Here is a 13,161-nt window from a genome sequence, read left to right on the forward strand (position 1 = left end):
TTTCGCTTAAGCCTATAATTCGGCAAGAATACGCGCAAGTCAGATATGCCGAGCTATGTAACCGTATTGACGCAGTTACATTCGAATATGAAAAAGCGTGCTATTTTTCCGATTGCCAGTTCAACGCTTCTCGTCGCGGCGGGAATTTTCTGCATCGTCTTGTCACTCTCGACAAGGTCCCTGATCGGAACGCTTTTCATCGCAAGGATGCTGCTGTTCTGCGGCTTCGTGCATGCCTTGAATCTGTTCACGACGAAGGACTGGAAACTCGCTATCAGGCGCATTCCGCCAGTCATCGTGCCCATACTCATCGGCATTCTCATTCTGGTCAATGACAGCGCACGGGCTCGCGGGCTTACCGTGATGCTGATGATCTTTTTCGTGCTCGACGGCTTCTTCAAGATCATTGCTTCCGTCGGGCAGGACGTGAAGATCAACAACATCGGCATTGTCAGTGCAGCGCTGTCTTTCCTGCTCGCCATTTTTCTGGCCGCCAATTTTCCGAGCGTGCCGTTGCCCTTGCTCGGATTGTTCCTCGGGCTGGATCTCATTTCCATGGCCGTGGTGCCGTTTGGCGGCCGGGAGCGCAGGCGCGACCTGATCTGACCTGACGAAAGCGCAGTCGGCGGCCGCGTCACGGCCGCGCATCACGTTTCGCGCGCACACGGTATCGCCATCGATGCCCGTGTCAGTGTGCGGTTGCCGTTTTACACACGCAAAACCGACGGAGGCGATTCATGATCTTCGCAAATGGCTTTACGTTTTCGAACTTTATTATCGATACGTTTTCGATATTCATGTTCATTCTGTGGTTCTGGCTGTTCATCACGATCACGAGCGACCTGTTCCGTCGAACCGATATATCGGGCTTCCTGAAGATCGTCTGGGTGATCTTTCTGATTGTTTTGCCCTATATCGGCATATTTGCCTATGTCCTCACGCAAGGCAGGGACATGGCGCATCGCAACCAGGAACGGGCGCAGAAGGCGCGCGAAGAACTGCGCCACATAGTGGGCTACAGTGTCGCGGACGAAATCGAGAAGCTCGACAAGCTGAAAACGACAGGCTCGATTACCGACGACGAGTACAAGCGCCTGCGCGCGCGGCTCGTCGAATGAGAAGGGCAGCAGGCATGGCAACCGTCCATGCCTGAATCATGCAGCAAGCACGGGCTACGGCAACGTAGCCCGTCGCGTCATCCGGTCATTCAGTACCCGAAACGATCTTCGAGATCCTCCAGTTGCTTCTCGTCACCAGCACGTAGTCGCCGTTCACGCCAAGCCATTGCTGGCCGCGCTTCGGTGCGTCCAGGTTATGCGACTTCCAGTCTTTCATCTGGTAGTTGTAATGCCGATACTTCGAGGGAACCTGTTGGCCCTCATGCCAGTCGCGATGCGGCATGGTCGGCATGACCTGCTGGCGACCTGTCCCCTGGCTTTGGTCTGCACCCGATGCTGCGTCTTGCGCCATTGCGGAAGAGGCAACACCGAGGAGGAGCGCAGCGATGACTGAGAGGACGAGTTGGCTTTTCATGATTCGATCTCCGGAGGCAAGAAGATGATTGACGTCACCATGACTATGGCTTCTTCGGTTATAGAACATCCCGAAATCCGTGATATCCAGTTGTGCGAACGTGCCCTTAAAAGCGTATGGGCAAAGGCTGGAAAACGAACGAATCTAGCGGTGTGAATAAGGGTGTGAAGCGTCTATCCATAGTAGTAAACGGAATTCCGACTTCAAGTAATTTACGAGTGGTTGATTTTGCGGCGGTTTTGCGTAATTCCTGTGAATGCATGAAAGCGCTGCTTGTTAGATAACGATCGAAACATTATGCGTTTTTCGCGCGCTTGAGCATTCGCGAATTGCGCACATCGGGGGCTCTGATTTGCAGTTTGAGTGAACATCGCAATGATCCGGTCGGGTACGGCGCAATGAGCCATTCGGGGCGCGCGCGTACCGTCTCTATTTTTCGGTGGAGCCTCGCGTGCCAAACTGCGAACCCAGACGCTGCAGACCGTGGCTGATCGGCATTGCGGCAATGTTGCTGCTGGCGGGCAACGGTTGCCGCGACAGGCAAGCTCAGAGCGGCGCGGCGCCACCGCCGCCGAGCGTGCTCGTCGTAACGGTTGCGGCGCAAACGATTCCCCGCGAGATCGAACTGCCGGGGCGGATCGAAGCGATCCGTTCGGCGGAAGTGCGCGCACGCGTGGACGGGATCGTCGAGCGGCGGCTCTTCGAGGAGGGCACCGACGTGCGCGCCGGGGCGCCGCTCTTTCTGATCGATTCGCGCGACTACGAGGCTGCATTGCAGCAGGCCCAGGCCGCGCTCAACCGGGCCCGGGCCGTGCAGGGCAATGCGGCCTCGGAGGTGGCGCGCTTCAAGCCGCTGGTGGCACGCCAGGTCGTGAGCGCCCAGGAGTTCGAGGCCGCGACGGCCGCACTGCAGCAGGCCGACGCGAATGTTGCGGATGCACGCGCCGCGGTGACGCTCGCGCAGCTTCGCCTCGATCGATGCACGGTTCGCGCGCCGATAGCGGGCCGTGTGGGGCGCGCGCTCGTCACCGAAGGCGCGCTGGTCAGTGCTGCGGGCGCAACCTTGCTCACGCAGGTCAACCAGCTAACGCCGGTGAATGCCGTTTTTACGCAGTCGAATATTTCGTTGCTGGAAGTACGCAAACAGATCGCGTCAGGCACGCTCGCGGCGCCGGCCGCCCGCGCGCAAGTGTGGCTCACGCTCGGGAACGGCGACGACTATGGCGAGCCGGGCGTGCTCGACTTCACCGATCTCGTCGTCGATCCTTCCACCGGGACGCAGGTGCTGCGCGCGCGCTTCAGCAATGCATCGCGCATCTTGTTGCCGGGGCAGTTCGTGCGCGGGCGCGTCGTGATCGGGACGATACCGAACGGCCTCGTCGTCCCCGCGCGCGCCGTGCAGTTCGACAGCAACGGTGCGAACCTCTCGCTCGTCGCCGACGACGGCACCGTCGTGCGCCGCAATGTCGTGCTCGGCCCGCAGGAAGCGGGGCAATGGGTCGTGAAGGATGGGCTGGAGCCGGGTGAGCGCGTCATCGTCGACGGCTGGCAAAGGGTGCAGCCGGGGCAGCGCGTGGACGCCCAACCCTTCACCGCGCCGGCCCACTCCTGAGCGGCGCGCCTCATGAACCGATTCTTCGTCTACCGGCCAGTCTTCGCGTGGGTCGTTGCGCTCTTCGTCACGCTCTTCGGCGCCCTCGCGCTCATGCTGCTGCCGGTCGAGCAGTACCCCGACGTCGCGCCGCCCTCGCTCACGATATCGGCGGTCTATAGCGGTGCCGACGCGAACACGCTGGACCGCACGGTGACGTCGATCATCGAAGACGAGATGAACGGCGTCGAGAATTTCCTCTACATGTCGTCGCAGAGCCGCTCGAACGGCACGGCGCAGATCACCGTCACGCTCAGGCCCGGCACGAATCTCGACGTCGCGCTCTCGCAGGTCCAGGACCGCCTGAGCCGCGTGGAGCCCCGCCTGCCGCTGGAGGTGAGGCAGGTGGGCGTGAGCGTCACGAAGGCGTCGTCCGGCTTTCTGATGCTCATTGCGCTGCAGTCCGCCGATGGTTCGATCCCGGCTGTCGAGCTGGGCAACTTTGCGGCCAATAACATCGTCAACGAATTACGCCGCATTCCCGGCGTCGGCGATGCACAGCTGTTCGGTTCGTCGTATGCCATGCGGATATGGATCGATCCGGAAAAACTGAGCAGCTTCGGGATTTCGGCAATCGAAGTGATGACGGCCATCCAGGAGCAGAACAGCCAGACTGCGGGCGGCAGCCTCGGCGACCAGCCCATTGCGCCGGGCGCCGAACTCAATGCGCAGATCGTCATGCGCGGCCGCTTTTCTACGCCCGAGCAGTTCCGCGAGGTCATCGTGCGCTCGAACCCGGATGGCTCGACGGTGCGTGTGGGCGACGTCGCACGCGTGGAGCTGGGCAACGACAGCTATGGCTTTCGCTTTCGCGTGAACGGCAGGGAGTCCGCCGGGATCGCCATCCAGCTTGCGAGCGGAGCGAACGCGCTGGCCGTGGCGAGCGCCGTCCGGCAGCGCCTCACGCAATTGCAGCCGACTTTCCCGAAGGGCGTGGCATGGGTCGTGCCGTTCGACACGACGCCGTTCATCACGACCTCGCTGAGCGGCGTGCTGCGCACGATGGTCGAGGCGTTGCTGCTCGTGACGGTCATCGTGTTCCTCTTCCTGCAGAAATGGCGCGCGACGCTCATCCCCACGCTGGTCGTGCCGATCGCGCTGATCGGCACGTGTGTCGGTATTTATTTGTTCGGACTCTCCATCAATCTGCTTTCGCTGTTCGCCATGGTCGTGGCGATCGGTATTCTCAACGACGACGCGATCGTGGTGGTGGAAAGCGTCGAGCGCGTGATCCAGGAAGAGGGACTCGGTTCGCGGCGCGCGACCGTCAAGGCCGTCGGGCAGATTGCGGGCGCCGCCATTGCGAGCACACTCGTGCTCATTGCGGTGTTCGTTCCCATGGCGTTTTTTCCGGGCTCGACGGGCGCGATCTATCGCCAGTTCTCGGTCACGCTCACCGTTTCGATCTTTCTGTCGACCCTGCTCGCGCTGACGCTGGGCGTGGCCATGTCGGCAACGCTGCTGGGCAGCCGGACGAAGACCAGTGACGGCACAGGCAAGCCCGGCGCCACACACTGGCCGGCCCGCACGCAACAGCGCGTGTTCGATGCCTTCAATCGCGGCATGGAAAACGCCACCGAGCGCTACGTGCTGGCCGTGCAGGCCATGCTGCGCAAGCCGGTGCGTTGGCTCCTCGTCTTCGTCGTGGTGTGCGCGGCGACCGGTTTCTTCTTCACCCAGTTGCCGCGCGGCTTCATTCCGGGCGAGGACCAAGGGCACATTTTCGTCGCGTACACGGCGGCGCCGGGCGCGACGGCGCAGCGCACGCAACAGGTCGTCGATCAGGTCGAGGCCTTTCTCAGGCAGCAGCCGCAGGTGCGCAATATCGCATCCGTCACGGGATTCAGCTTCTTCGGCCAGGGACAGTCGGCGGCAATGTCGTTCGTCGACCTGAAGCCGTGGTCGGAGCGGCCGGGCGCGGCCAATTCTGCGGGGGCGCTGGTGGCGCGCGCGAACGCGGCGTTGCGCAATATTCCTCAAGCGCTCGTCTTCGCGCTCGATCCGCCGGCCATTCCCGCGCTCGGCAATGCGAGCGGCTTCACGATGAAGATACTCGACCGCAGCGGCGTGGGCGGCGCGGCGCTGCAGCAGGCGAGCGCGCGCATGCTGGCGGAGGCCGCGCGCAGTCCCTTGCTGGTGGGCGTGCGTCCCGACGGTTTGCCGCCCGCGCCACAGCTCTATGTTGATATCGACCGCGTGAAGGCGCGCGCGCTGGGGCTGCAGATCGGTCAGGTGAACAGCGCGCTCGCGCTCGCATTCGGTTCGAACTACGTGAACGATTTCGTCTACGAGGGGAACGTGCTGCGCGTGCTCATGCAAGCCGACGCCGACCAGCGCATGAGGCCCGAGGATATCGGCGCGCTGCGGCTGCGCAACAACGTGGGGGAGTTGGTGCCGTTCTCGGCGTTCACGAGCGTGCACTGGAGCGCGGGACCGCAGCAGGTCGAACGCTACAACGGCTTTCCCTCGGCCACGATCTCCGGGCAGGCGGCGCCGGGCCGTTCGAGCGGCGCGGCACTCGCGGAGATGGAGCGCATTGCTGACCACGTGCTTACCGGCAGCCTGACCTACGAATGGACCGGCACGGCGTTCGAGGAACAGCAGGCGGCCGGGCAGATCGGTGCGCTGCTGCTGCTTTCCCTCGTCGTGGTGTTCCTGCTGCTCGCCGCGCTCTACGAGAGCTGGGCGATTCCCGTTGCCGTGCTGCTCATCATTCCGCTGGGCGTGCTGGGCGCGGTTCTCTTCACCATGGCGCGGCGTTTTTCCGCAGACATCTACTTCAATATCGGTCTCGTGACCATCATCGGGCTCGCGGCGAAAAACGCCATTCTGATCGTGGAGTTCGCGATCAAGGAGGAGGCCGGTGGCAGCGATACGGTGAGCGCAGCGGTGAACGGTGCGCGTCAGCGCCTGCGGCCGATCCTGATGACGAGCGTGACCTTCGTGCTCGGCATGCTGCCGCTCGTGCTCGCCACGGGCGCGGGCGCGGCGGGCAGGCAGGCGGTGGGCACGGGCATCATGGGCAGCATGCTCACGGCCACGCTGTTCGGTATCTTCTTCACGCCCGTGTTCTATGTGGTGGCGCGCCGATGGTTGAGCCGCAAACGGACGCGCGACGATGACGAAGAAGACGCGCGGCCCGCGGGAGCGCACGATGCTTAAGACTGCCAGGTGGACGGCGATCACCGCGTGCCTGACGCTCGCGTCGTGCAACTTCGCGCCTCGCTACCAGCAGCCCGATTTGCCGGTTGCGCAAAGCTATGAGAGTGCGGATATCGCCGCGCCGGGCGGCGAGCGGCTCGCTTCAGAGCTGACGTGGGAGACCTTCTTTCGCGACCCGGCGCTCAGGCAGCTGATCGCCATGGCGCTTGCGCATAATCGCGATCTGGCGGCATCGGTTGCGCGCATCGGGCAGGCTCAGGCGCTTTATCGCGTGCAGCGCTCCGCGCAGTTTCCACAAGTGGCCGTGGGCGCGGACGCAACCCGCACCAAAACCCCGCTCAACTCCATCGAGCCCGAGCTGCCCAACAACAACACGTCGATTCACGTGAACCAGTACAGCGTGCAGGTGGCCGTCACGTCGTTCGAACTCGACTTCTGGGGGCGCGTGGCCAACCAGAGCGAGTCGGCGCGGCGAAACTATCTGGCGACGGTGGAGGCGAACGAAGCGTTTCGCCTCTCGCTCATCAGCAATGTGGCCGCGACGTACTACGCGATCCTTTCTGGCAACGAGGGCATCGACCTCGCGCAGCACACGCTGCAAACGCGCCAGTATGCGCTGGAGGTCGCGCGGCTGCGCCTCGAAGCGGGCGCGACCTCGCTCGTGGACTACGAGCAGGCGCGCATTCTCGTTACGCAGGCACAGACGCAGCTTGCCGAGCTGCAAAGAACGACAGGCCAGCAGCGCGATCAGTTGGCGGTCCTGATCGGCGGTCCCTTGCCGGATGCCGCGGACATGACGCAACGCCACGCGCTGGCCGACGCGGACCAGTTCGGCACGCTCGACGCGGGCCTGCCTTCTTCGCTGCTGGCGCTGCGCCCCGATATTCGCGCGGCCGAGCAGTCGCTGCGAGCCGCCGACGCCGATATCGGCGCCGCGCGTGCGGACTATTTTCCGCGTGTTTCGCTCACGGGCAATTTCGGCTATGTGTCTCCCGAGTTGAGCGACCTGTTCGTGCCCGGCAAGCAGGCATGGCTCATCTCCGGGTTCGTCGCGCTGCCGATCTTCGACGCGGGGCGCCGCAGCGCGCAAGTGCGTCTGTCCGAAGCGCGTCAGACCGAACTCGTGGCGAACTACCAGAAAGCCGTTCAGGTGGCGTTCCGCGAAGTCTCCGACGCGCTGATCGCGCGCCAGCGCCTACAGGAGCAAATCGCGGCACAGGAGCGCGCGGTGGCCTCCGAGTCGCGCCTGGCGGAGGCCGCGGAACTGCGCTACGAGAACGGCATTTCCATCTACCTGGAAGTGGTCGATGCGAAGCGCAGCCTGTTCGCGGCGCAACAGCAACTGATCCAGCTACGCGCTGCGGCGCTGCAAAACGGCGCTTCGCTCTATGTGGCGCTGGGAGGCGGGCAGGACGCGCGCCCGGCCGAGCACGCAGGCGCCGCTTCCGGTAGTGTCGTCACCCCGTAGCCGCGCGGGTCAAGCGCCACAGATGGCGACGCGGTTGCGGCCGCGCGCTTTCGCATCGTACAGCGCCTGATCCGCCGCCTGGATGACCTGCGTGACATCGACATCCCGATCCGGCGACCAGCTTGCGTAGCCGATGCTTGCTGTGACGCGCCCGTACTCGCTGCCCGCATGCTCGATCGCGAGGTCGCTGATCGCATGGCGGATTTTCTCGGCGATCGCGCTCGTAAAGCTCGAGGTTGCGCTCGATGTCGCGTTCGGCGATGAGCGCAACGTTGCGCGAGTTCTCCCGGGCGCGCTCCAGGGCGTCGTGGCGGCTCTCGTAGAGCACCGTCGCACAGAGCGACGCCATGATGAAGGCGACCGCGAGGCTGCCATAGAAAATCGCGCGCGGCCCGGTGAGCCATCTGAGCAGGTTAGCGCTGGTGAACGCCGGCCGCATGGCTCCCTTCCAGGTAAGACTGCGCGCTCGCTGCGTCCACAGGGCGAGAGAACCAGTAGCCCTGTGCCTCGTTACAGCCGTTCTCGATCAGGAATTCCAGTTGCCGCAGCGTTTCCACGCCCTCCGCCACCACGCGCATGCCGAGCGTATGGCCGAGCGCGAGCACAGCCTTCACGATGACCTCGTCCGCGCGCGAGTGGCCAATGCCCTTCACGAACGACATGTCGAGCTTGAGGCGATCGGGCATGAAGCTGCGAATATAGCCGAGGCTCGAATAGCCCGAGCCGAAGTCGTCGATGGCGACCGAGAGCCCCATCTCGCGAAGGGCACGCAGCGTGGCGAGCGAACGGGGCGCCATGAGCACGCCTTCGGTGATTTCCAGCTCGATATTGCGCGGGCTCACGCCGGTACGCGCCAGCGTTTGCGCCATCATCGCGGGCAAGTCCGCACGCACGAACTGGACCGGCGAAACGTTGACCGAAACCACGATGTCCGGGTGCTCGCGCGCCCATTCGCGGGCCTGGCGGCAGGCCTCCTCGAACACGAACTCGCCGATCTGCACAATCAGGCCGTTTTCCTCGGCGAGCGGCACGAACAGCGCCGGGCTCACCTGGCCGCGCTCTGCGTCGTGCCAGCGAACGAGCGCCTCGAAACCCATCGTCTCGCCTGTCCTCGGGTTGACTCTCGGCTGCCACGCAACGGCAAACGCGCGCGACGCCACGGCTAGCCGCAACGCCTGCGCGAGGCTCGCCCGCTCCAGGTTCTGCATGGCGATAGCCATGTCGAATACCTGCATGCTGCCGGGTCCCATCGACTTGGCGCGGTACATGGCGGAGTCGGCGTACTTGAGCAGCGAGTCGGGATCGCTCGAATGATCGGGGAACACGGCGAGGCCGACACAGGCGAGCGGCACGATGACCTTGTTGCCGATCAGCAGGCCATGTGTCAAGGATTCCTGCATGCTTGCCGCTGCGGCGACGAAGTGATCGACGCTGCCCCGGCCGTACAGCACGGCGACGAACTCGTCGCCCGCATAGCGGGAAACCATTTCGCCCTGGGCGATATTGGCGGAAAGGCGGCGCGCGACTTCGCACAATACCTCGTCGCCCGCGGTATGGCCGAGCGAGTCGTTGATCTCCTTGAAGTTGTCGAGGTCGATGAACACCAGCGCGAACTTCTGCTGCGCGTCGAGCGCCGTGCGGACCAGTTCGCGCAATCGCGCCTTGAGGCCGAGCCGGTTCGGCAGATGCGTGAGCGAGTCCTCGTTGGCCTGCAGGCGCAACTGCTCCTGATAGCGGATGCGCTCGGAAACGTCGTTGAACACGGTCACGCAGTGCGTGGGGCGATTGCGCTCGTCGAGCACCGGCGCGACATGCAGCTCGATCCAGTAGGGCGAGCCGTCGGGCCGGCAGCATTTGAGCAGACCCTCGCCTTCGCGCTCCGATTGCATGGCAGTGCGAACGATATTGGCATCGGCGGACGCTTTATCGCAATCGAGCATGTCCCAGTGCCCGGCGCCATTCGCTGTAGCCACGGCGCGGCCGGTGATGCGCTCGAACTCCGCGTTGGCGTACGTAACGATGCTTTCGCCATCGACCTTTTGCGAAATGATCACAGCGTTTCTCGAAGCCTCCAGCGCCCGGCTGCGAATGCGCAAATGCTCTCTCGCCTGTTCGTGCGCGGTGACGTCGTGCGCAGTGATGAAACACGCGTCCTGACCCGCATAGTCCAGCAGATGCCAGGCGATATCGACGTGGATCACTTCTCCGTCGATGCGCACGTGCCGGCGCACGCCGCCTGCTCCGCTTTGCGCCCCGGAATTGACGTAGCCGTGCAGATCGCGGCGGAACGCACCGGTTTCGGCCTGCAGGCGGAGTTGCTCGACCGACATGGCTCTGAGTTGTTGAAGGCTCGCGCCGTATTGGCGCTGGGCCGCGGCGTTGGCGGTGAGGATCGCGTAGGAGCGCACATCGAAAATGAGCATCGCAACCGGATGCTGCTCGAAGTACTCGCGAAAGCGCCGCTCGGCCTCGAGCGCGACGATCTTCGCGGCGCTGCGGGAAAGCGCGGTGCGGTGGCTCGTAAACAACGTGAAGAGCAACAGCAATGCGCCGGCTGTCGCCGTGCCGATCAGCGAGATCTTTTGCCGCGCGAGCTGCGCCTGCGCGCTGAACTGCACGACCTTGATCTGCTCGCGCTGCTCGGAGCGCAGCTCGGTGAGCAGCGACATGATGGAGCTGAGCGTTTCGTTCGCGCGCTGCATCAGGGCGGGGTCGAGCCTCGCGCCCGCGTCTGCGAGCGCGATATTGCGCGCGGCCGCGTCGAGCTGCTCGGGCCAGATGGCGCTCAACTGCCGCAACTCGCGGATCGTGCGCTCGTTGCGCGGCGCGCCGGCAAAGTCGTGCTCGAGCCGGTCGTAAGTACCGGCCACGACTGCGGCCCGCTTGATCGGCCACGCGCGCGACGTATAGCCCGCCGTGCCCACGCCTTTGAGGAAGTCCGTATTCGCCGCGATGTGCAGCGTGAGCAGGGCTTCGAGTTCCGACGTGGTGTTCAGTTCCTGGCGAAGCCGCGAGTCGGCCGTGCCGCGCGACAGGTTCGCGCTCAGTATCGCGCCGATTGCCACGCAGACGATCAGCGCCACGGCCAGCGCTACGGCGACGCCCTTGCCGGGCGCGCGGGACGGGGCCTGTGGAGGGGTTCCGGATAGTTCTACGTTCATCGCCACGCAACGCGATTCGGCACATCGCCACTCGCGCCGCGTTGCTCGGCCGGAGTGGGCAGGTTACTGGTGAATGCACCCGCATCAGCGCGGGAGGCGGGCAGAGGGGCCATGTGTTCCAGGCATGCAGACCGCGAAGGCACGGCAAGTCCGTGATCGGTCGATACTGTCTGAATAACGGGTATTCCGCGTGCCTCTTTGATGGGTGTTTTTACCTAGAGGCCTGGATGCTGGCGCTACGTGTGGGGCAGGCATCCGGAACGCATTCGATGCCCGTGCTTCAATACGTTCATTGGCGTGAAGGGAGCGCGCACGGTCCCGTCGTTTTGCCCCTCGCTTCTGCCCCTGGTTTTTGCCCCCGGTTACTCGTTCAAGGGACTCTCATGAAGAAACTCGTCAACGATCCGTCGTCAGTGGTGCACGAAATGCTCGAGGGCATTGCGCGTACTGCGCCGCATGTCGCCGTGCTCGGCAACGAAAACGTGCTCGTTCGCAACCCGCTGCCCAGCCCGGCCGAGCGCAACGTCGCCGTGATTTCGGGTGGCGGCAGCGGCCACGAGCCCGCGCATGGCGGTTACGTCGGACAAGGCATGCTCACCGCCGCCGTGTGCGGCGAAGTGTTCACGTCGCCCTCCACCGACGCCGTGCTGGCCGCAATTCGCGCGAGCGCGGGTCCGAACGGCGCGCTGCTCATCGTGAAGAACTACACGGGGGACCGGCTCAATTTCGGCCTCGCGGCCGAACTGGCGCGAGCCGAGGGTATTCCGGTCGAAATCGTCATCGTGGCCGACGACGTGTCGCTGCGCGGGCATACGGAGCGCAATCAGCGGCGCGGCATTGCGGGGACGGTGCTCGTGCACAAGATCGCGGGCGCGGCGGCGGCGCGGGGCGACGCGCTGGGCCTCGTGGCCGCGATTGCGCGCGGCGTGGCCGAGAATCTCGGCACGATGGGCGTGGCGCTCGATGGCTGCACGCTGCCCGGCGCTCAGCAAGCCGGCTTTCGCCTCGCCGACGACGAGATCGAACTCGGCATGGGCATCCACGGCGAGAAAGGCGTGGAGCGCACGGTGCCGATGGCGGCGGGCGAATTGACGGAAACGCTGCTCGCCAACATCGTCGAAGACCTGGCGTTGAAAGGCGGCGAGCGCGTGGCGCTGCTCGTGAACGGACTGGGCGCGACACCGGCGATGGAGCTGGCGATCATCATGCGCGATGCATTCGAGAGCCTGAATCGCCGTCACGTGACCGTCGAGCGGGCATGGACCGGCACGTTTCTCTCGGCGCTCGACATGCCGGGCTGTTCGATCTCCGTGCTGCGGCTCGACGATGCGAAGCTGGCGCTGCTCGACGCCGCCACCGAAGCGCGCGCGTGGCCCGGCGTCGGCACGGTCAACCGGCGAATCCGCGTCGAGCCGGCGTTTTCGGCAGCCGATGCGGGCGCCGAGTCGGGCGCGACGCCTGCGGACGCGGCGAGCGTTGCATGGGCGCAGCGTCTGAAGCCGGCGCTCGATGCCGTTGCGCACGCATTGATCGAGAACGAAGCGATTTTTACGGACCTCGATTCCCGAGCCGGCGACGGCGATCTGGGCGCGAGCATGCAGCGCGCCGCGCAGGCCATGCTCGCCCTACCCCCGGGCGCGCTCGGCTCGCCGGGCAGCGCGCTCGCCGCGCTCGGCACGGCATTGCGCCGTGCGATAGCAGGCAGTTCCGGGCCGTTCTACGCAACGGCGCTGTTGCGCGCCTCGCGCACGCTCGGCGAGCAAGCGCAGCCCGGCGCGCTGGATTGGGCGGCAGCCATGCGCGCTGCGGCTCAGGCGATCAGCGAACTGGGCGGCGCGAAACCCGGCGACCGCACGATGCTCGATGCGCTCGTACCCGCCGTCGATGCGTTGGAAAGCGCCTTAAAGTCGGCGCGCCCCGTGGGCGAGGCGTGGGCGCAGGCGGTGAGCGCCGCGGAGTCCGGTGCGAAAAGCACGGCGCAAATGACGCCGCGCGCGGGCCGGGCAAGCTATCTCGGCGCGCGGGCGATCGGGACGCCCGATGGCGGGGCGGTGGTGGTGGCGTGCTGGCTCAAGGCGCTGCAGCCGCATATCGGCGCGGCGTGAGGCGCGGCAGCGGCCCAGCGCGTGGCTCAAAGCACTTCGAAAATGCTGTAGTGCGGGCCGCCCGGAACGGACGGCACGATG

9 protein-coding genes and 1 pseudogene are annotated in these 13,161 nt (G+C 64.9%); 7 read left to right on the plus strand and 3 right to left on the minus strand.

Features of this window, described 5'->3' with window-relative positions:
* Nucleotides 1–87 precede the first annotated feature (87 nt).
* A complete protein-coding gene (locus AB3X99_RS15075; protein WP_254318469.1) occupies nt 88–606 on the plus strand; it encodes a DUF308 domain-containing protein in 519 nt (172 codons plus the stop codon).
* Nucleotides 607–737: 131 nt separating this feature from the next.
* Nucleotides 738–1,118 (plus strand): SHOCT domain-containing protein, encoded by a 381-nt coding sequence (locus AB3X99_RS15080; RefSeq protein ID WP_069262336.1) that lies wholly within the window; start codon nt 738–740, stop codon nt 1,116–1,118.
* An 85-nt stretch (nt 1,119–1,203) separates the two neighbouring features.
* Here AB3X99_RS15080 and AB3X99_RS15085 read toward each other — a convergent pair whose 3' ends face one another.
* Nucleotides 1,204–1,533: an RcnB family protein gene (locus AB3X99_RS15085; protein ID WP_069262335.1), complete on the minus strand. Its 330-nt coding sequence runs from the start codon at nt 1,531–1,533 to the stop codon at nt 1,204–1,206.
* 24 nt (nt 1,534–1,557) lie between these two features.
* Between AB3X99_RS15085 and AB3X99_RS15090 the strand changes: the two genes are divergently transcribed.
* The 4 genes from AB3X99_RS15090 to AB3X99_RS15105 all read left to right on the plus strand — a co-directional run bounded on the left by AB3X99_RS15090 (nt 1,558) and on the right by AB3X99_RS15105 (nt 7,814).
* Nucleotides 1,558–1,689, plus strand: coding sequence for a hypothetical protein (locus AB3X99_RS15090; RefSeq protein ID WP_256094503.1), 132 nt, complete (start codon nt 1,558–1,560; stop codon nt 1,687–1,689).
* Between the two features lie 295 nt (nt 1,690–1,984).
* Nucleotides 1,985–3,145 carry an efflux RND transporter periplasmic adaptor subunit gene (locus tag AB3X99_RS15095; protein ID WP_368617377.1) on the plus strand — a complete coding sequence of 387 codons (1,161 nt, stop codon included), beginning with the start codon at nt 1,985–1,987 and terminating at the stop codon, nt 3,143–3,145.
* 12 nt (nt 3,146–3,157) lie between these two features.
* Nucleotides 3,158–6,346 (plus strand): multidrug efflux RND transporter permease subunit, encoded by a 3,189-nt coding sequence (locus AB3X99_RS15100; RefSeq protein WP_368617378.1) that lies wholly within the window; start codon nt 3,158–3,160, stop codon nt 6,344–6,346.
* On the plus strand, nt 6,303–7,814 hold the full coding sequence (locus tag AB3X99_RS15105) for an efflux transporter outer membrane subunit (protein WP_368617379.1): 1,512 nt from the start codon (nt 6,303–6,305) through the stop codon (nt 7,812–7,814). The genes AB3X99_RS15100 and AB3X99_RS15105 overlap by 44 nt, the downstream gene beginning before the upstream one ends.
* A gap of 9 nt (nt 7,815–7,823) precedes the next feature.
* Here the strand turns inward: AB3X99_RS15105 and AB3X99_RS15110 are convergent.
* A pseudogene (locus AB3X99_RS15110) lies at nt 7,824–8,030 on the minus strand (GGDEF domain-containing protein); the annotation flags it as partial.
* A 197-nt stretch (nt 8,031–8,227) separates the two neighbouring features.
* Nucleotides 8,228–10,975 carry a putative bifunctional diguanylate cyclase/phosphodiesterase gene (locus tag AB3X99_RS15115; protein ID WP_368617380.1) on the minus strand — a complete coding sequence of 916 codons (2,748 nt, stop codon included), beginning with the start codon at nt 10,973–10,975 and terminating at the stop codon, nt 8,228–8,230.
* 383 nt (nt 10,976–11,358) lie between these two features.
* Here AB3X99_RS15115 and AB3X99_RS15120 point away from each other — a divergent pair, with 383 nt between their 5' ends.
* The gene (locus AB3X99_RS15120; protein WP_368617381.1) at nt 11,359–13,080 is read left to right on the plus strand and encodes a dihydroxyacetone kinase family protein; all 1,722 of its coding nucleotides are present in this window, start codon (nt 11,359–11,361) and stop codon (nt 13,078–13,080) included.
* Nucleotides 13,081–13,161: the final 81 nt, after the last annotated feature.

Origin of the sequence: Paraburkholderia sp. BR10882 (assembly GCF_040948855.1) — a bacterium.
GTDB lineage: Bacteria > Pseudomonadota > Gammaproteobacteria > Burkholderiales > Burkholderiaceae > Paraburkholderia > Paraburkholderia nodosa_A.

Coding starts and splice junctions, on each gene's coding strand:
- AB3X99_RS15120 (WP_368617381.1), top strand. CDS start 11,359: ATGAAGAAACTCGTCAACGATCCGTCGTCAGTGGTGCACGAAATGCTC.
- AB3X99_RS15115 (WP_368617380.1), bottom strand. CDS start 10,975: ATGAACGTAGAACTATCCGGAACCCCTCCACAGGCCCCGTCCCGCGCG.
- AB3X99_RS15080 (WP_069262336.1), top strand. CDS start 738: ATGATCTTCGCAAATGGCTTTACGTTTTCGAACTTTATTATCGATACG.
- AB3X99_RS15105 (WP_368617379.1), top strand. CDS start 6,303: ATGACGAAGAAGACGCGCGGCCCGCGGGAGCGCACGATGCTTAAGACT.
- AB3X99_RS15100 (WP_368617378.1), top strand. CDS start 3,158: ATGAACCGATTCTTCGTCTACCGGCCAGTCTTCGCGTGGGTCGTTGCG.
- AB3X99_RS15090 (WP_256094503.1), top strand. CDS start 1,558: ATGATTGACGTCACCATGACTATGGCTTCTTCGGTTATAGAACATCCC.
- AB3X99_RS15075 (WP_254318469.1), top strand. CDS start 88: ATGAAAAAGCGTGCTATTTTTCCGATTGCCAGTTCAACGCTTCTCGTC.
- AB3X99_RS15085 (WP_069262335.1), bottom strand. CDS start 1,533: ATGAAAAGCCAACTCGTCCTCTCAGTCATCGCTGCGCTCCTCCTCGGT.